Origin of the sequence: Myxococcus sp. XM-1-1-1, from assembly GCF_020037095.1 — a bacterium.
In the GTDB taxonomy this organism is placed as follows: Bacteria; Myxococcota; Myxococcia; order Myxococcales; family Myxococcaceae; genus Myxococcus; species Myxococcus fulvus.
On sequence record NZ_JAIQDH010000007.1, the window covers coordinates 373,141 to 390,529 of the forward strand.

At 70.5% G+C, this 17,389-nt stretch carries 15 protein-coding genes; 5 read left to right on the forward strand and 10 right to left on the reverse strand.

Features of this window, described 5'->3' with window-relative positions:
* Nucleotides 1-32: 32 nt before the first annotated feature.
* Nucleotides 33-638: a LysE family translocator gene (locus tag K8640_RS17140; protein ID WP_223747990.1), complete on the reverse strand. Its 606-nt coding sequence runs from the start codon at nucleotides 636-638 to the stop codon at nucleotides 33-35.
* Between the two features lie 121 nt (nucleotides 639-759).
* Between K8640_RS17140 and gcvA the strand changes: the two genes are divergently transcribed.
* Nucleotides 760-1,662 carry a transcriptional regulator GcvA gene (gene gcvA, locus K8640_RS17145; RefSeq protein WP_223747991.1) on the forward strand — a complete coding sequence of 301 codons (903 nt, stop codon included), beginning with the start codon at nucleotides 760-762 and terminating at the stop codon, nucleotides 1,660-1,662.
* On the opposite strand, the gene K8640_RS17150 is transcribed toward gcvA, so the two are convergent.
* Both K8640_RS17150 and K8640_RS17155 read right to left on the reverse strand, forming a co-directional pair.
* Complete coding sequence (locus tag K8640_RS17150) at nucleotides 1,652-3,001, reverse strand: hypothetical protein (RefSeq protein WP_223747992.1); 1,350 nt, start codon at nucleotides 2,999-3,001, stop codon at nucleotides 1,652-1,654. The two genes, gcvA and K8640_RS17150, sit on opposite strands and share 11 nt — an antisense overlap.
* A 253-nt stretch (nucleotides 3,002-3,254) precedes the next feature.
* Nucleotides 3,255-3,716 carry a carboxymuconolactone decarboxylase family protein gene (locus tag K8640_RS17155; RefSeq protein WP_141323994.1) on the reverse strand — a complete coding sequence of 154 codons (462 nt, stop codon included), beginning with the start codon at nucleotides 3,714-3,716 and terminating at the stop codon, nucleotides 3,255-3,257.
* Nucleotides 3,717-3,846: 130 nt separating this feature from the next.
* On the opposite strand from K8640_RS17155, the gene K8640_RS42870 reads away from it, so the two are divergent.
* Nucleotides 3,847-4,731: a sigma-70 family RNA polymerase sigma factor gene (locus K8640_RS42870; RefSeq protein WP_305070662.1), complete on the forward strand. Its 885-nt coding sequence runs from the start codon at nucleotides 3,847-3,849 to the stop codon at nucleotides 4,729-4,731.
* 12 nt (nucleotides 4,732-4,743) lie between these two features.
* Here the strand turns inward: K8640_RS42870 and K8640_RS17165 are convergent, their stop codons facing one another.
* The 3 genes from K8640_RS17165 to K8640_RS17175 all read right to left on the reverse strand — a co-directional run bounded on the left by K8640_RS17165 (nucleotide 4,744) and on the right by K8640_RS17175 (nucleotide 9,115).
* Nucleotides 4,744-6,030 (reverse strand): hypothetical protein, encoded by a 1,287-nt coding sequence (locus K8640_RS17165; RefSeq protein WP_223747993.1) that lies wholly within the window; start codon nucleotides 6,028-6,030, stop codon nucleotides 4,744-4,746.
* A gap of 252 nt (nucleotides 6,031-6,282) precedes the next feature.
* Nucleotides 6,283-7,029, reverse strand: coding sequence for a DUF2652 domain-containing protein (locus tag K8640_RS17170; RefSeq protein ID WP_223747994.1), 747 nt, complete (start codon nucleotides 7,027-7,029; stop codon nucleotides 6,283-6,285).
* A 52-nt stretch (nucleotides 7,030-7,081) separates the two neighbouring features.
* The gene (locus K8640_RS17175) at nucleotides 7,082-9,115 is read right to left on the reverse strand and encodes a radical SAM protein (protein ID WP_223747995.1); all 2,034 of its coding nucleotides are present in this window, start codon (nucleotides 9,113-9,115) and stop codon (nucleotides 7,082-7,084) included.
* Nucleotides 9,116-9,302: 187 nt separating this feature from the next.
* On the opposite strand from K8640_RS17175, the gene K8640_RS17180 reads away from it, so the two are divergent.
* Complete coding sequence (locus K8640_RS17180; RefSeq protein ID WP_223747996.1) at nucleotides 9,303-10,373, forward strand: hypothetical protein; 1,071 nt, start codon at nucleotides 9,303-9,305, stop codon at nucleotides 10,371-10,373.
* 196 nt (nucleotides 10,374-10,569) lie between these two features.
* Entirely contained in the window at nucleotides 10,570-11,982 is a 1,413-nt protein-coding gene (locus tag K8640_RS17185) for an alpha/beta hydrolase (RefSeq protein WP_223747997.1), read from the forward strand.
* Between the two features lie 15 nt (nucleotides 11,983-11,997).
* Here the strand turns inward: K8640_RS17185 and K8640_RS17190 are convergent, their stop codons facing one another.
* The 4 genes from K8640_RS17190 to K8640_RS17205 form a co-directional block, all read right to left on the reverse strand.
* On the reverse strand, nucleotides 11,998-13,203 hold the full coding sequence (locus K8640_RS17190; RefSeq protein WP_223747998.1) for a serine hydrolase: 1,206 nt from the start codon (nucleotides 13,201-13,203) through the stop codon (nucleotides 11,998-12,000).
* A 52-nt stretch (nucleotides 13,204-13,255) separates the two neighbouring features.
* Nucleotides 13,256-13,999: a LytTR family DNA-binding domain-containing protein gene (locus K8640_RS17195; protein WP_223747999.1), complete on the reverse strand. Its 744-nt coding sequence runs from the start codon at nucleotides 13,997-13,999 to the stop codon at nucleotides 13,256-13,258.
* Nucleotides 13,965-15,083 carry a sensor histidine kinase gene (locus tag K8640_RS17200; protein ID WP_223748000.1) on the reverse strand — a complete coding sequence of 373 codons (1,119 nt, stop codon included), beginning with the start codon at nucleotides 15,081-15,083 and terminating at the stop codon, nucleotides 13,965-13,967. Before K8640_RS17200 ends, K8640_RS17195 begins: the two co-directional genes overlap by 35 nt.
* A gap of 62 nt (nucleotides 15,084-15,145) precedes the next feature.
* Nucleotides 15,146-16,270, reverse strand: coding sequence for a histidinol-phosphate transaminase (locus tag K8640_RS17205; protein ID WP_223748001.1), 1,125 nt, complete (start codon nucleotides 16,268-16,270; stop codon nucleotides 15,146-15,148).
* Nucleotides 16,271-16,492: 222 nt separating this feature from the next.
* On the opposite strand from K8640_RS17205, the gene K8640_RS17210 reads away from it, so the two are divergent.
* Entirely contained in the window at nucleotides 16,493-17,377 is an 885-nt protein-coding gene (locus K8640_RS17210; RefSeq protein ID WP_223748002.1) for an FAM151A/B family protein, read from the forward strand.
* Nucleotides 17,378-17,389 lie beyond the last annotated feature (12 nt).

Genomic DNA, 17,389 nt, shown 5'->3' on the forward strand with positions numbered 1-17,389 from the left:
GCCACGAGGCTCCGCGGGCCTTCGGGGGCGGTTCACGCCACGGCGACGTAGGCGGCCACCGCCACCATGCACGCGCCGAACGTCCAGCCCTGGATGCGCAGGGCCCGCTCGGAGCGGAAGCGTCCCAGGATGAGCTTCCCGCCGTAGATCCACGGGAAGTGGCACGCCACGCAGACGACCAGGAAGGCCCCGGTGAGCTGCGCCGTCTGCGCGAGCATCCCGAGCTCCGGCCTCAGGAACTGCGAGAACATCACCAGGACCATCGAGTGGATCTTCGGGTTGAGCGCGACGGCGAGCACGCCCTCGACGAACCCGAGCCGCTCCGGCTCCGCGTCCTCCGCGGTGGGCGCGCGCGTGCCGCGCACGAAGCTCCACGCGAGATGGAGCAGGTACGCCACGCTGCACCAGCGCAGGACGTGCAGCAGCGCGGGCACGCCTTGCAGCGCACGGCCCAGCCCCAACCCGTAGACGAGGCACAGGGCGACGTTGGCCACCTCGAAGCCGAGCCAGAATGGCAGTGTGCCGCGGAGGCCGAAGCGGCCTCCGGCGGTGGCGAGCACCGTGTTGCCGGGGCCCGGACTGAACACCATCGGCACCGTGTAACCGAGGAACATCACCCAGACTTCGACGGGAATCATGGCGCAAGCCCCAAGCCCCCGGCGCGTCCATCGCGTCGGGCACACGCTGGGACAAACTCCATTTCGAGCCCGCTCCCCAGCGAGCTATCCTCGGGCCCTCGATAAAGGGAGCTCATCGAGCATGCGACGCATTCCACCGCTCGGAGCCCTGCGGGCCTTCGAGGCGGGAGCACGGCACCTGAGCTTCACCCGCGCCGCCACCGAGCTGCGCGTGACGCAGGCCGCCATCAGCCATCAGGTGCGTCAGCTGGAGGACTGGCTCGGCGTGTCGCTGTTCGAGCGCCGGGGCCACGCGCTGACGCTGACGCAGAAGGGACAGGCCTACCTGCGCGAGCTCACCCCCGCCTTCGAGCGGCTGGCCGAGGCGACCACGCGCCTGTACGAGGCCCAGCCGGGGCCGCTGCGGCTCACCGTGCTGCCCTCGCTCGCCGCGTGTTGGCTGGTGCCCCGGCTCGCGTCCCTGCGTGAGCGACACGAGGCGCTGGAGCTCCAGATTTCGAGCGCCGGCGAGCTGTGGGACTTCCTGGACGACCGCTTCGATGTCGGCCTGCGCTCCGGGCTGGGGAAGTGGACGGGGCTCAAGGCCGAGCTGCTGGCGCCGGAGGGGCTCACACCCGTGTGTACGCCCGCGCTCGCGAGGCGCCTGCGCTCGCCCTCGGACCTGCGCAAGCTCCGGCTCCTCCACGACACGCCGAAGGACGGCTGGCGGCGCTGGTTGGACGCGGCCGGGGTGGAGGGCGTGGACACCACGAAGGGCTTCGCGTTCAACGACGCGGGGCTGGTGCTCCAGGCCGCGCGTCAGGGGGAGGGCGTGGCGCTGGGCCGGCTGATGCTCGCCGCCGAGGACCTGCGGACCGGACGGCTCGTCCGGCCCTTCGAGACGGTGCTCCCCAACGACTACGGCTACTGGCTCGTCCACCCGCGGCCGCTGTCGGGCCGCTCCGACGTGGCGACGCTGCGCGCCTGGTTGCGCTCCGAGGCGCGCGCCACCGCGCGTTTTGTGGGGCTCGCCGTTACGGGGTAGCCCTGGCCGCGCACGAGAAGTCGGCCGGCGTGCTCCACAGCTGCTGGTCGCCCGTGTCGTCCTTGGCGAAGAAGAAGACGTGCTCGCCCAGGCGGCGGAAGCCCGCGGGCGAGGAGCCCCATGGGCCCGGGGTGATGTCCGCGAGCTGCCCCGTGGTGGCCGACGTGCCCCGCGTGAACCAGGGCTCGGTGGCCCCGTACTCGGACCCGCTGAAGAGCAGCGCGCCGTGGCCCGTGTCGAACAGCGGGGAGCTGGAGTCGAGGCTCAGGTCCAACGGACGATGGATGAACCGGGTGCCCGCGGCGCTGCCATCCGTCACCCACAGCGACACGTCCTGGTGGCCGGGCCCCGTGCCGCCGATGGCCATGGAGAAGTAGAGCTTCCCTCCGGAGCGCAGCGTGCGCTGCAGATAGGGCATGGCATCCGGGCGATTCGCGTAGGGGTTGTCCAGGGTGGTGATGCGCGCCTTGCCGCCGCCCTCCAGCGAGAGGCGCTCCACGTGGAGCGCGCGCATGTTCGACGACAGCGTGCCCAGGTAGACCCAGTCGCCCAGCACGCCGAGCAGCCGCGTGGACCTGCCGAAGGAGTCCAGGCGCACCGTGCCCTGGGCGGTGCCGTCGGTCTTCCACACCTCGTCGTGCGAGCCGTCGTTCATCACGAACAGACCCACGTCGCCCGTCGGGTCCACGTGGTGGACGTACGCGTCACGCGAGTCGACCTTCTTGACGGCGAGCGTCCCGGAGGGCGTGCCGTCGGTGCGCCACAGCGTGGTGCCGCCGCGCTCCGAGGACAGGAAGAAGAGCAGCGAATTGCCCACCTTCAACGAGGTGGCCTGGACGATGACGTCGTCGGGGATGAGGGCCACGCGGACGGTGCCGTCGGGCGTTCCATCCGAGCGCCACAGCTCGTGATGCACGTAGGGCGGCTGGGAGTCGAACGTCGCCCGGACGAAGACGAGCACGTCCTCGAGCGCGGTGTGATGCATCAGCGACGAGCCCTCCGCGCCGGGCGTCATGTCCTTGAGCAGCCGGCTCCCCGCCTGGGTGCCGTCGCTGACCCACAGCTCGTTGCCGGTGTCGGGGTCGTCGACCTCGAAGAAGACCTTGCGGCCCATGGCCACCAGGCTCCCCAGTCGAGGGGCGCGCCGCGGGGCGGGGGCGAAGCGGTTCACCTCCACGGTGCCCCCGGGGGTTCCATCCGTGCGCCAGAGGGTGGCGCCGCCATCCTGGAAGTTGGTGCCGAAGTAGAGCATCCCGCCCATGTCGACGAGCAGGTCCGTCCCGCGCTGCTTGCCGGCGATGAGGACGGGGCCCGAGCCCGGTGGCGTGATGACCTTCAACCGGGAGGCCGTGCCCTGGGGACAGGCCTGGGCACGGGCTGCGCTTGCGCCCGTGTCGACAGCCTGTGTCGCTTCGGGGCTCGTGGAAACTCCGCACCCCGCCAGTCCGAGTCCCAACAAGGTGCACCAGAGTCTTGCCCGCATGTCCGTTCCTTTCCGGGTCCAAAAAAGCAACGGACGGTGGGGTGGGAGGCCCGGACTTCCAACGTGCTCCGTGGGGAGGGGGTCCCGTTCAGGACACGTCGCATGTCACCTACCAGCGGGCGTTCGGGTCCACCCGCTGGCGCGTCGCCGCGTTGAGGCGGTTCCAGAGGTTGACCAGGCCGATGGACATCACGAGCGCGCCCAGCGCAGGCTCGTCGTAGTGCCGGGCGGCCTCCTGCCAGACGTCGTCGGGCACCGCGTCCGAACGGTCGCTCAAGCGGGTGACGCATTCGGTGAGCGCCAGCGCGGCGCGCTCGGCGTCGGTGAAGTAGGGCGTGTCGCGCCAGGCGGCGACGGCGAACAGCCGCTCCTCGCTCTCACCGGCCTTCCTGGCCGTGCGCGGGTGCATGTCCACGCAGACCGAGCAGCCGTTGATTTGACTGGCGCGCAGGTGGACCAGGTCCAGCGTCTTCTGAGGCACGCCGCCCTGGCTCGTGGCCTTGGAGAGCGCCATCAGCGCGTGCATGGCCTCGGGGACGACCATCGCGGGGTTCTTCATGCGGGAGTTCATGACAGGAGTGCTCCGGGAGCCGCGAAGGGCTCCGGTGGAAGGGAGTTGCTGAACCGCTGTCTGCGTGTCACATCGACGCCGTGCTGCGTCCGGCGCCGCGATGACGGAGCTCCGCGAAGGAATGTGACCGATGGACGAAGAAATTCGGCGAGCCAGGGAGTTCGAGTCCCACCGGACGCACCTTCGGGCCGTGGCGTACCGGATGCTGGGCTCGGTGAGCGAGGCGGAGGACGCGGTGCAGGAGTCCTGGCTCCACGTGAGTCGGGCGGACACCCATGATGTGGTGAATCCCCGGGGCTGGCTGACGACGGTGGTGGCGCGGGTGTGCCTGGACTTCCTGCGCACCCGCAGCTCCCGCCGCGAGGAGTCCGCGGACCTGCAGGGCGTCTCCCGGTTGGAGCATGTGCCCGCCGCGGGCGACCCCGAGCAGGCGTCGCTGATGGCGGACTCGGTGGGCGTGGCGCTGCTGGTGGTGCTGGACGCGCTCAGTCCTCCGGAGCGCATCGCCTTCGTGCTGCACGACCTGTTCTCGCTGTCGTTCGACGACATCGGGCCCATCGTGGGGCGCACGGCGACGGCGGCCCGGCAACTGGCCAGCCGGGCGCGGCGCCGGGTGCATGGGGCCGCGCTCTCTCCAGACGCGGACCTGGGCCGGCAGCGGGAGCTGGTCGCGGCCTTCCATGCGGCGGCGCGGGGCGGGGACCTGGACGCGTTGCTCGCGATATTGGACCCGGACGTGGTGGCGCGCACGGATGCACGGGTGTTGCCACCCGGGGCGTCGCGGGAGGTCCGGGGCGCGGCGTTCGTCGCGCGTCAGGCCACCCTCGCGTCGGCGCGTGCGCGCTTCACGCAGCTCGCGCTCATCGATGGGCAGGTGGGGCTGGTCATCGCGCCGGGAGGCCGGCTGGTCTCCGTGCTGCGCTTCACCGTGGAGGCAGGGCGCGTGGTGGCCATCGAGTCCATCTTCGACCCCGAGCGGCTGAGCCAGCTCGAGGTGGCGGTGTTCCCCGCCTGAGTCCGTCGCGGCTCACCAGGCGGTGCCGCTCAGGCTGCTCTCTCGCAGGCCGCCTTGGGGGAGCACGGTGAGGAAGCGGCGCGCCACCGGGTGCCACGCGGTGGGCTTGAGGGTGGCGTCCTCGTGCAGCTTCTCACCGGTCTCGATGTCCCAGACGGCCGTGCCGGTGTCCGCCGCGCTGGCGAGCAGCAGGTTGCCGTCGCACTCGAAGGCGCCTCGGGGACCTGGGAACCAGCGCAGGAGCTTGCCGGTGGAGACGTCGTGGAAGAGCGCGGCGTCGATGAGCTTGTCGACGTCTCCACCGAAGCCCCACGTCGCGAGGATGCGGGGGCCGACGAAGCAGCGCGGGCCGTCCCAGTAATAGGGGACCTCGCGGAGCCGTCGCTGCGAGGGGCCGTCCTCGGACTCCCAGACGTTCTCCCGCACCCAGCGCCGCAGCGAGAGGCTGGTGAGGATGCCCACCGGGTGCCAGACCCAGCCGTCGTCCACGAGCCACTCGTCGTTGGGGGACACGGTGAGGCCGCAGTGGAAGTAGTCGAGCTCGTGCGCGCGGATGGGTTGATTGGGCTCGCCTCGGGACGGCGGCTCGCGGGCGCTCAGCAGCGCGCCGCTGGCGGGGTCCGACAGGTCCAGCCGGTTCCACCCGGTGGCGTGTACGAGCAGCGTGCGGTCGCCATCGCGGAAGAAGGCGACAGAGTAGTCGCAGTGCTTCGTGTGGTACGAGCCCCGGTCGAGCCGCATCGTCACCGCGCTGGTGGTGAGGTCGACGACGACGCCGTGGCTGCCGCGCAGGTTGACCACGGCGGCGAAGCGGGCGCAGGCGGAGACGTGCAGCGCGAGGGGCGCGGCGAGGTCGAGCGCGGTGTCGCTCACCGAGCCCAGACGGGCGGGGGTGGCCTCGTCGAGGTCCAGGCGGAGCAGGGCGCCCTCCGGGTCCACCGCGAGCCAGCTCGACGCGCCGAGGGCGGCGACGGCGAGCGGTGTACGTCCGGTGAGCGCGGAGCGGCTGTGCTCGCGATGCTCGAAGCGCAGGTCCGTGGCGCGGGAGCGGGACTCGGGGCGGCCGATGACGCCGATGAGGTCGAAGCCACGGGCGACGGTGGCCTGCTGACAGTCGGTGCAGACGGCGCGGTGGGCCTGTCCGGGGTGGCTGACGCGGCCGCAGTCCTCACAGAGCAGGTCCATCCAGGCGCCCCTGCCGGTGAAGCGGACGTAGTAACCCGCGTCCTCGTTCTCGAGCAGGTGGACGCAGCACAGACCCGCGACGGGCGCGGCATGGCCACAGGCGAGTGTCTCCACGGCGGACCTCGAGGTGAAGGTGAGGTCGGCAAGGTACCCGAGCCGCGTTGTCGTCGCATCCGACGCGGGTCGCGGAGGTGCGCCATGGCGTGCGTGGTGGCCGTGCGTTGGCGTCCGGGTCCGCTTGTGTCGAGAAACTCCGTCCGCGCTTCACCTGGGCGCTCGAGTGCGTGCGCCGGTGAGCGGGTGGCCTACCTGAGCGCCGACGCATCGAGCCTTGGGCCAGCCTGGAAGATTCCGCCGCGCGTCCGGTCAGGCGCGGTGGTCCGCCTTGGACGCGTCACTCGCGTCGACGACCTCCACGTTGCGGAAGTCCTCACAGGGCTTGGCGAAGCCGAGCACGTACTTCAGCGTGCGCAGCTCCAGCAGCAGCTTGTTCCAAAGCCTGCGCGGCAGGCTCGGCTTCACGGAGACGGGCAGCGTCAGCGCGCTGTCGTTGAGGTCCAGGTAGTGGCAGGTCGTGCGCCCCAGGCCCTCGAACTCGTGCTCCAGCCCTTGGGCCTTGCCTCGCAGCTCCGGCTCCAGCCGCTGGTGCACCGCGTCGGTCATCAGGACGTACTCGGACACCGGCACGTCGTTCTTCAGCATCCGATGCACGAGGATGACGTCGACGCCCGCCAGCTCCGTGAGGTGCTTCACGCGCTGGAACGCGACTTCTCCGGAGTGGGCCACGAACTTGAGCGTCAGCGAGCCCACCTGCGTGCACCCGTCGCACTTGCACATCCGGTCCACGTCCAACAGCGTCCGCCGCGCGAGGAACGCACGCCGGATGTCGGAGATGCGCTGGGCGAGCGAGCCGTGGTCCTCTCCCACCGCGTAGAAGAACGCCGCGTCGCCTTCCAGCTTGGCGAGCTTGAGCTTCCCCGACGCGTCGATGACCGCCTCGAGCAGCTGCGCCACCGAGTCCTGCGCGTGTGCAAGGCTGAAGCGGTGATGCTTCATGAAGCGGGTGTAGCCGCCGATGTCCGCGATGAGCAGCAGCGCCTTCTCTGTCGCCATTCTGCCACCAGCGTAGCCCAGCGCCCCGGAGAGGCAAGCCGCCCACCTGGGCTCAGCGCTCCGACTCCACCTCCTCACGAAGGCGGTGCAGGGCCTCCGCGAGCGGATTGTCGGGATGGAGCCTCACCTGGATGGGCATCCCGAGCAGCACCTCCAGCTCCGTGAACCCCTTCAACACCGGCCCCGGCGCCTGGGTGTCGACCTGAATCATCAGGGACTTCTCCCAGGACACGGTCTCCAGCCGGTCATCCGCGGACAGGTACGGCCGCAGGCGTGGCACCATGTCAGCGGCCCCGGGGCTCTTCTTCGCGAAGTACCCGGTGACGATGACGCGCTGGCCCGTGAGCATGAGCGCCCGTCCTCCCTGTCGATGGGCCAGGTACCCCAGCCGAGGACCGAAGTGGCCCTCCTCGAGCAGCACGTGCGCGCCCGCCACGGTGACGGCGCCCTCCAAATCCCGCGCGTAGCGCGCCGCGGCCTCCGCCGAATCGAACAGGGCCCACAGCCGCGTCCGAGTGGCCCTCGGATGCCTCGACGCGAGGGCCTGCTTCAGGTTGGCTTCCCGTGGCATCTCCACCAGCTCCGCCGCGAGCACCGCGCCATGTTCCTGCGCCACCGCGGAGAGGCGGGCCGCGCGCGTATCGAGCGCATCCTCGTCTCCGGCCTCGCCCCAGAAATCCACCAGCCCGTGGAGCTGGTTCGCATGGCGCATGAAGGGGCCGAACTCCGCCGCGTCCAACGCGCGCGCGAGCGCCGGGAGCGACGCCGCGTCCTTCACGCCGAACACCGTGGCCAGCAGGACCTGCGCGTGGACATGGATGCCCGTGTGGACCAGGCGGCCCTTGCGCTTCCACACCCGCGACCGCAGCGCGCGGAAGTCGTCTCCCAGCGTCATGTCGGTGTGCATCAGCACCGCGCGCCCCACCGCGAGCATCACCTGGGGCGCGTACTCATCCGCCGCGACGCGGATGCCCTCGGCCGCCAGCAACGCCTTCCACCGCTCGGGGTATTCACCCCCTGGCTTCCAATCCGGAACGAGCGTCTCCAGATAAGCCGTCGCCTCCTCGGGTGTATCGAAGCGGCCCACGAGCACGCAGTCGCCGCTGTTGTTGCCGGAGAACCCGCGCCACACCCGGACGCCCTCTTCGAGCGCATCCGCGCGTGGCGAGCTCACGCGCGCGCAGCCCGGCAGGGGCGACGGCGTGGACAGCGTCGCCTGATTCTCCTCCCACGCCCGGAGCACGTCCTCCGCCGAGCCGACGGGCAGGCCCGCGCCATGGAACGAGCAGGACTTCAGCTTCCGGTCCGACGTCAGCGTGACGAAGTCGCGTCCCGCGCCGCAGTCACCGCCGAAGAGCCGGGGCACCTCCAGCAGCATGTCCCCGAAGCAGACCGACAGCCGCGTGCGCACCGGGCTCGCCGCCACGATGTCCGTGAGCCGCGCCTCGTCGTCCGCGCCGAGCCGCAGCGCCGCATCCCGCCCCACGTAGCGCAGGAGCGCGACATCGCGGCACCCCAGCGCCTCCAGCCTCCGCAGCCGCTCCGGGAGGCCCGACACCTGCTCCGGCGTGGCGAGCAGGTTCACCCCGAAGGTCTGCCCCGCGCGGGCCAGCCGCGCCACGCTGGCCTCCCAGTCGTTGTCCTCGTACAGGGACACCCGCACCTCACCCAGGTGGGGTTGCAGTCGCGCGAGCCGCTCCTCCGAGAGCAGCACCCCGTTCGTGGTGAAGTGGATGGCCAGCGGCGTGTGCGTCGCCAGCCGCTCGACGAGCGCATCGAAGCCCCGGAACGCGAGCGGCTCCCCGCCACCGAAGGCCACCTCCAGCGTCCCCGCGCGCGCCAGCCCCGAGAGCACCTCGAACGCCGAGTCCACCGTCCAGTCGCTGCGCGCCTCGCGCTCCCGCGAACAGAAACCACACGCCAGGTTGCACGCGTTGGTGATGCCGAAGAGCACCAGCCGGGGCGCGCGGCGTCGCAGGTGCCGTGTCCTGGGGGCATCGAGCCGGAGGTTCGTCCCCGTCTTCCGATGGAACCAGAGGAGGGCACCGTCGAGAGCATGGGGGCGCCAGTCGGGCTGCGGCTGCATGGGGACCTCGTGGGGAGAGCGGCCCCCATACGTCCACCTTCGCACAGCCCTGACTCGATGGCGCGCCCGGTCGAACGCTCGCTCAGCTCCTGGTAGTCCGTGCTCTCACACCACAAGAAACCTTTGCGGGGACCGGGCCGATAACCGGACAGACGCCCCGCTCATCCCACCCCCCGAGGTTCCAGTCATGGGCATCCGGCTCCCCAGCTTCAACGACGTGAAGAAGACGGTGACCCGCACGGTGGACGACGTGAAGGACACCGTCGTCGACAAGGCCCAGGGCGTGAAGGACACCGTCGTCGACAAGGCCCAGGACGCGAAGAAGGCCGTCGTCGACACCTCGCGCGACGTCTTCGAGGACGTGAAGCGCAACCCCGTCGCGGACGCCTTCAAGAAGGCCATCACCGACCCCAAGGACCTGGCGCGGGACGTGTTCCAGACGGGCCTGCGGACCGCCTACCACGGCGCCAACGCGCTGCTCCCGGACGGCGCGACGAACGTGCTGCTCAAGGGCACGGAGCTGGGCGTGGACGCGCTCGCCAAGACGTCCGAGGTCGTGCTGGGCAAGGACGCCTCGCTCACCGACAGCCTCAAGAAGCTGGGCGAGGTCGACCTGGAGGCCATCAACCGCACCACGGACCCGGTGACGGGCCAGAAGCTCGAGGCCGACTGGACGAAGCTGTGGGGCACGTGGCTGCTGGAGGAGAAGCCGGCGGACCTGGGCACGTGGGACAAGACGACGGACGGCGAGGGCCGCACCGTCGACCGCGTCACCATCACCGATGACAAGTACACCCAGGACCTCGCGGGCCGTCCGCACCAGCAGCAGCTCACCGAGGAGTTCTTCAAGATGTACCCCAACCCCAAGCCCGGCGACGTCTTCCCGCCCACGCAGGGGGACCCGAAGGTCATCGCCGACGCGAACGACAAGGCCCTGTATCGCTTCACCGGCCCCGGCACCTCGGAGAACAACAAGGACGCGCCGTACACCGCGCTCGAGTGGTTCATGGGCTCGTACAGGACCCAGATCGAGTGCACCGGCATCGACCCGAAGACGGGCAAGCCGAACCTCGAATACAAGGTGACGAACAACTCCCACCTGGAGTCGGGCACGCGCGTGCCCCAGTCCTTCCAGGACAAGGGCCTGCCGGACGCGCTCGTGGGCGACGTCGAGCGCGAGCGGGGCCTGGGCGTCGGCGGCAGCTTCATCCAGGACTTCGTCTGGACGAGCAACGGCGTGGACAATCCCAACAAGTAGCGCACGTCCTCCCGCTGTATCCATGAAGGCCCGGTGGCCCGCGTCGATGCGGTCCCGGGCCTTCTGTCTTTGCGTGACAGAGCCCACGTCCTGGAGTGTTTGTCTTTGTGCGTCAGCTGATTTTCGCGCACATCGGGAAACTAATTCCTACCCGTCGCGATGATAAAGGCATCCCCCAGCCATTCGAGGCGATGTCATGGCCCCCATCTCATCTGTCGACCGTGGAGCAGCCGAGGCAGCCCGCAGGCGCGCGGAGGCGGCGCGAATCGCCGCCCAGGCGCAGGCCGCCGCCGCCAAGGCGAAGGAGAAGGCCGCGCAGAAGCCCCAGCAGACGCTCACCGCGTTCGAGGGGCCTCGGAAGGTGGGCGCGGAGCGGCTGACAGGGGAGAAGGCCTCGCCCGTGGCCAAGGGCCCGCTCGACGCCGCGCCCGCGGACCCGAAGGCTCGCGCGGGCTGGTGGAAGCAGCTGTCCCCCACGGAGCAGATGCAGGCGGTCAGCTCGGACCCGAAGAAGGTCGGCTCCCTGGATGGCCTGCCCGCCTCCGTGCGTGACACCGCGAACCGCCAGCAGCTCAAGAACGAGCTGACCCAGCTCACCGCCGAGGCCGACAAGGCCAAGAAGGACTACCTGGACAACCGCTCGCTGGGAGACAAGCTGCGCGACGCGCTCCGTCCGGGCAGCGCCGCGGACGAGCCCGCGGAGAAGTTCCTCCCGAAGGAGAAGCAGCACCAGTTGGAGAACGCGCGGGCGGTGCAGAGGCAATTGGAGCGGACGGAGAAGGAGGTCGGCTCCGCGCAGCTGCTCGTCTACGACTCCGCCTTCGTCAAGGGCGAGGGGCGCGCGGCCATCGTCGCTGGCAACCTGGACACGGCCAAGCACGTGTCGGTGAGCGTGCCCGGGCTCAACTCGGACGTGCGCGACTACATGGACAACATCACCAGCGACGCGCTGAACCTGCACAAGGCCGCGGGCAAGGAGCACGGCGAGGTCGCGACGGTGGCGTGGATGGGCTACGACGCGCCGGGCTTCCAGAACGTGGCGTCCGACAACGCCGCGGAGAATGGCGCGAAGCTGCTCGCCGCGGACGTGGCCGGCATCCGCGCCAGCCGCGAGGGCAACCCGCCCCACCTGACGGTGATTGGCCACAGCTACGGCAGCACCACGGCCTCCATCGCCGCGGACAAGAACGGCCTCCAGGCGGATGACCTGGTGCTCATCGGCAGCCCGGGCGCCGGCAGCGCGAAGTCGGTGAAGGACTACGACGGGCCGCTCGCCAACGGGCACGTCTGGTCCGGCTCGGCCAGCCGGGACTTCGTCTCCTGGCTCAACGGCAGCAACCTGCCGGGAGACCCGCTGGGCCAGGACCCGACCGAGGACCTGTTCGGCGCGAAGCGCTTCACCGCCGAGGCGACGGACCGCGGGGACAAGAGCAACTTCGAGGACCACTCCAAGTACTACCGCGCGGGCTCCGAGTCCCTGGGTAACCTGGCCGACATCGTCACCGGCAACTACGGCGGCGTGGACTCGGCGAAGCACCGCTACGGCGAGCACGACTGGTTCAAGGGCAACCGCGTCATCGACCCGGAGACGCAGCGCCCCGTGTCGTGATGCGGCCCGCGTGACTCAGGGCCGCGCGCTCCGGTGCTCGCGCAGGGCGCGCACCAGGGCCCAGAGCCCCGCCTCGGCGGCGACCTGGTTGTCATTGAAGATGACGGCCACGAAGGCGTCGTCCTCGGGGAGCCAGGCCATCACCGAGGTGAAGCCCTGGATGCCGCCGCTGTGGCCCAGCATGAGGCCCGGCCCCTGGGGCACCTCGTAGAGCTGCACGCCGCGCCCGTAGGACATCGTGTTGCCCGGCTGGGACGGCGGGTACATGACGTCCATCGAGTGCATGTCCTGGAACATGCGCTGGACGGTGTCCATGGGCAGCAGCGCGCCCGACATCAGCGCATGCCAGAAGCGCACGAGGTCCTCCGCCCTGGAGGCCAGCGAGCCCGCGGCGTACGGGGTGGCGTAGTCGACCTGCGTGATGGGTGCTCCCGCCAGATGGCCACTGACGACCTGGGGGAGCGGAGCGTCGACCGTCCTCATCCGCGAGTGCGTGAGCCCGAGCGGCCCGGCGATGCGCTCCTGGAGGAGGTCCGCGAAGGGCTTGCCCTCCACCTGCTCGAGGATGCGTCCGAGCATGACGTAGCCCGTGTTGCTGTAGGCCCAGTTCGTGCCCGGGCAGAACTGGCGCGGATGCTCGGCGGCGACCTGAATCAATTCCTCCGGCGCGTGGTGGGGACCGTCCTCGAAGCCGGGCAGGGCGTTGAAGCTCACCAGCCCGTGCGTGTGCTCCAGCAGGTCCGCGACGGTCATCGACTCCGCGCCCTGCACCTGCGGGAACCAGGTGGAGACCGGCGCGTCCAGCGAGAGGCGCCCCTCGCGCGCGAGCTGCGAGACGAGCACCGCCGTGAAGCTCTTCGTCACGCTGGCAACCTGGAACAGGGAGTCGGGGCCCACCGCCTCGCGCGTGTCCGTGCGCGCCACGCCGCGTGTCGCCGTCCATAGCCCTTCTCCCGGCAGGGCGACCGCGACGCTGGCCGCGGGCACGTGTTTCAGGACCGAGTCCAGCGCGGTGTCCAGCGCCTGGGTGAGCCCGGCGTCGAGCGCTCCGGTGAGGGAGCGCTGGGCGGCGAGCTTCGGCCAGACGGACTCGGGGGCGCTGCGGCGGGTGGGGCCGCGGTAGGTCCGCTCTCCGGTGCAGCGCTCGGGGCCCGGGTTGGAGCTCGCGCATCCCAGCAAGAGCAATCCCAGGAAGCAGGTCCAGCGTGTCATCGGGTTCATGGCATACGCTCCGGGGAAGGAACGGGCACGTCGTGAGGATGTCGCGGAGACGTCAGCCGAATCGCTCCTTGAGCACGGCCGCGTAGCTGCGGCTGAGCGGCAGCGGTGACTCCACTCCGCGCAGGTACACGTCGCCCCCACCGCCGAGCCCCCGGTCCACGCGCTCGACGAGCGTCAGGTTGACCAGGGCGGAGCGGTGGATGCGCGCGAAGGTCCGCTCCGGCAGCCGGGCCTCCCACTCCTTCAGGGGCCGAGGCGAGAGCGTGCACATCCCGCCCACCGTCACCAGCTCCACGTAGTCGCCCGCGCCGCGCAGGCAGACCAGTTGGTCCACCCGCACGAAGCGCGACTTCGCGCCGTTCTCCAGGAACAGCATGTCCGTCTCGGTCAGCTTGTGGCGCGAGGGCGCTTGCGAGGGAGCGGGCTTGTCCTTCTCCGTGTCCTCCAGGCGCGCCAGCGTCCGGGCCAGCCGCTCCGGGTGCACGGGCTTGAGCAGGTAGTCGAGCGCGTTGACCTCGAACGCCCGGAGCGCGTGCGCGTCGAAGGCCGTCACGAAGATGACCTCCAGGCGAGGTTCCGGCAGCCGGGCGAGCAGGTCGAACCCGCTCTCTCCCGGCATCTGCACGTCCAGGAACAGGAGCTCCGGCTTCAGCTCGTCGATTCGCGCGAGCGCGCTGGCCACGCTGTCCGCCTCGCCCACCACCTTCACGTGGGGGAAGGGCGTCAGCATCTCGCGCAGCTCGGCGCGCGCCAGCCGTTCGTCATCCACCAGCAACGCGCGCAGCGGGTGCGTCATGTGACTCCTCGGCGAGAATCGGGGTCCACTCCTGGGCGGGCAGCTCCACGCGGACGCGCACCCAGCCCTCCTCCTCGGAGGTCTCCAGCCGCGCGCGCTCCGCGTAGAGCTGGGCCAGCCGCTCGCGCACGTTGCGAAGCCCCGTGCCCGTGCCCTCGGGGCCCATCTCCCGCGCGGGCGGCGCCCACACGCCGGTGTTCTCCACCAGGATGCGCAGCACGTCGTGCTCCCGCGTGATTCCCAGCCGCACCCGCACCGGCAGCTTCCCCGACGCCAGCCCGTGCTTCACCGCGTTGTCCACCAGCGGCTGGATGAGGAAGGCGGGCACGGAGAGCCGCTCGGTGCCCGGCATCACCGACACCCGCACGTCCAGCTTCTCCTCGAAGCGCACCGACTCGATGCTCAGGTAGCTGCGCACCATGGCGAGCTCCTCCTCCAGGGGCACATGCGGGCTGTCCCCCTTCTGGAGCGAGAAGCGCAGGAAGTCCGCCATCTCCGTCACCATGCGCCTGGCGCGCGCCGGGTCCTCGCCAATCAGCGCGCGCACCGACGTCAGCGCGTTGAACAGGAAGTGCGGACGCACCTGGTGCCGCAGTGACGCCAGCCGCGCCTCCTGCGCCAGGGTGGCCGCCTTCAGCGCCCGCTCGCGCTCGTCCTGCCACGCCTGGGCGTGCTTGATTCCGAAGTACAGCCCGCTCCAGCCCAAGAGCGTCACCGCGTAGTCGAGCGCGGCCCTGCCGAACATCATGCGGTTGGTGCGCCAGTTGTACGTGTCATACAGCCACGTGGCCCACACCTCGGCGAGGCCCATCCACACCACGCCGAATACCGCGCTGGTGACCATGGCCCAGGCGGCCTGCCGGGTGAAGCTCCCGGGGAACATGCGCTGGTAGCCCAGCCGCATCAACGAGGTGAGCACCAGGCCGAACATCGCCCGGCTGCCCTTGGCCATGAGCAGTGACACGGTCCGCCCATCGGCCGCGGCCGCGGGCAGGAAGGTGACGATGAGCAGGAGCGCGTAGAGCCCCCAGCCGCCGAACTGCATCGGCCAGAAGGAGGGCCTCGACGCCGCGCGGGAGTCCATGCGCGGCAGGGTACCAGAGGGCTCCGGGCCCGACGACGGACCGACATGTTCGCCTGGCTGCCTCATCGCCCGAGCATCGAGCGCAGCAGCGCGGCGAAGGCGGTCATCTCCTCCACCGTGCCCACCGTCAGCCGCAGGCGCGCGGCCTCCGCCGCGATGGGCACGGTGGGCTGGGTCGTCAGGTGGAAGCCGTGGGGCGCGAAGCGCACGGGCAAATCCAGCAGCTCCGGAGGCAGGGGCATCCAGACGAAGTTGGCGTGGCCCGGCACGTACTTCATTCCCACGGTGTCCAGGGCCTTGGTGGTGATGCGGCGCGCGTCGGTGATGAGCTTGCGGATGCGCGGCACGAAGGCCTTGTCCTGGAGGCTGGCGAGCGCGGCCTCGATGGAGAGGGCGTTGGGCAGCGTCATCTGCCGCTCGGAGAGCTTCTTCACGAGCGCGGGCTGGGCGAGCGCGTAGCCCACGCGCATGCCGGCGAGCCCGTGAATCTTGGAGAAGGAGCGGGTGATGACGACGTCCTTCCCCGCGCGCACCTGGTCGACCATGGAGAGGCCGGGCGTGGGCTCCAGGTATTGGAGGTAGACCTCGTCCACCAGCACGGTGGCGCGGGGGGCCACGGCCTCGCAGAAGGCGCGCAGCCGGCCCGAGTCGACGATGGTGCCGGTGGGGTTGTTGGGATTGCAGACCGAGACGAGCTTCGTGCCCGCGTCCACGCGCGCCGCGAGCGCGTCCAGGTCGTGCGTCATCGTGGCGTCCAGGGGCACTCGCTGGACCTTGCCTCCGGCCCGCTCGGCGTAGTTGGCCACGATGGGGAAGGACGGGTCGGGACAGATGACGCCGCCGCCTCCGGAGGCGAACTCGTTGGCGATGAGGACCAGCGCCTCGAAGGCGCCCGCGGTGAGCAGGACGTGCTCGGGCGTCAGTCCTTCCTGCTCGGCGATGAGGCGCTTGAGCGCGTCGACGCGGTCCTGGGAGGCATAGCGGCTGGAGAGGTGGAGCGACTCGCGCATCACCCGCAGGGCGCCCTCGCAGGGGCCGTAGCGGTTCTCGTTGAAGAAGAGGCGGACGGGGTCCTGGCTCCAGTTCTTGCGAGGGGCGGGCGCGGCCATCGACAGCTCGGGGCGGACCACGAGCGCGGCGGTGGCGCCGGCGAGGAGGGCTCGGCGGGTGGGAAGGGGGTGGGGCACGAGGGTTCTCCCTGCGCGAGTGGGCGGGGTGTGGGTTCGCGCCAGGGGGAGGTTAGACGTTCCCGCGGGCTTCCGGGGGAGGGGCATCTGTGAGGCGCACCCGGCGTCGGTGAGTGGCGAGCCGCGTCGACGAGCTGCGGCATTCCTCGGGCTTACAGCCGGGATGGACGCAGCACCTTTCGCGCGTCGATTCCCGAGAATGTGCTGGGGAGGCTTCGAGCCATGTCTTTCGATTCCGTCGGCCGTATCCGTCGTCCGGTGGTGGAGCTGCCCAGACGTCCGCCTCCACCTCCGCCCGCCGAGGCGAAGCCCGCCGCGAAGCCCACGGGCTACTCCCAGGCGGACACCTTCGAGGCGAAGCCCGCCGCCGAGTCGTCGGCGCCCGCCGGCAACACCTGGTCTGGAGACCTGCCGTTGTCGGAGGCCCGCAACGCGCACCGCACCAACACCAAGGAGGAGTTCCAGGCCGCGCTCGACAGCGACGCCAACTGGTTCGAGGGGGATGTCCGCAAGGAGATCAACAACGACACGCCGGAGATGCGTCACGACAAGGCGCACGAGGACGGCGACAACCTCACCCTCAATGAATGGCTGACGATGGGGAAGGAGTCGGGGCGCGGGCTCAAGCTCGACATCAAGGAGAGCGACCAGGTGCCGGCCGTCCTCGATGAAATCGAGAAGGTGGGCATTCCGCAGGACAGGCTGATGCTCAACCTGGGCTTCGAGGCCATGGAGAAGTGGGGGCCGGAGATTCGCGAGCGCTTCCCCAACGCCATCCTCGCCATCAACCCGCCCACCGACGGCGAGGTGAAGGCCGCCGACGCCCGGAGGATGGTCGAGCAGGCCGAGAAGTTGGGCGGCCCCGTCACCTTCGTGGTGCGCCACGACAAGCTGTCGGACGAGGCCATCGAGACCTTCCTGCCCGCGGGCACCGTGTCCGTGTGGGGCGAGTCCGACGACCCGGTGAAGGCCGCCGAGGCGCTGCGCGAGCGGGGCGTCAACGGCGTCGTCGACATCGCCGGGCCCCACGGGAACAACTGGGGCGGCAAGGTGGACGCCGCGAAGAACTGGTTCCGCACGCAGTGGGACAAGGCCTTCGGCGGCTGAGTCAGGCTGGCG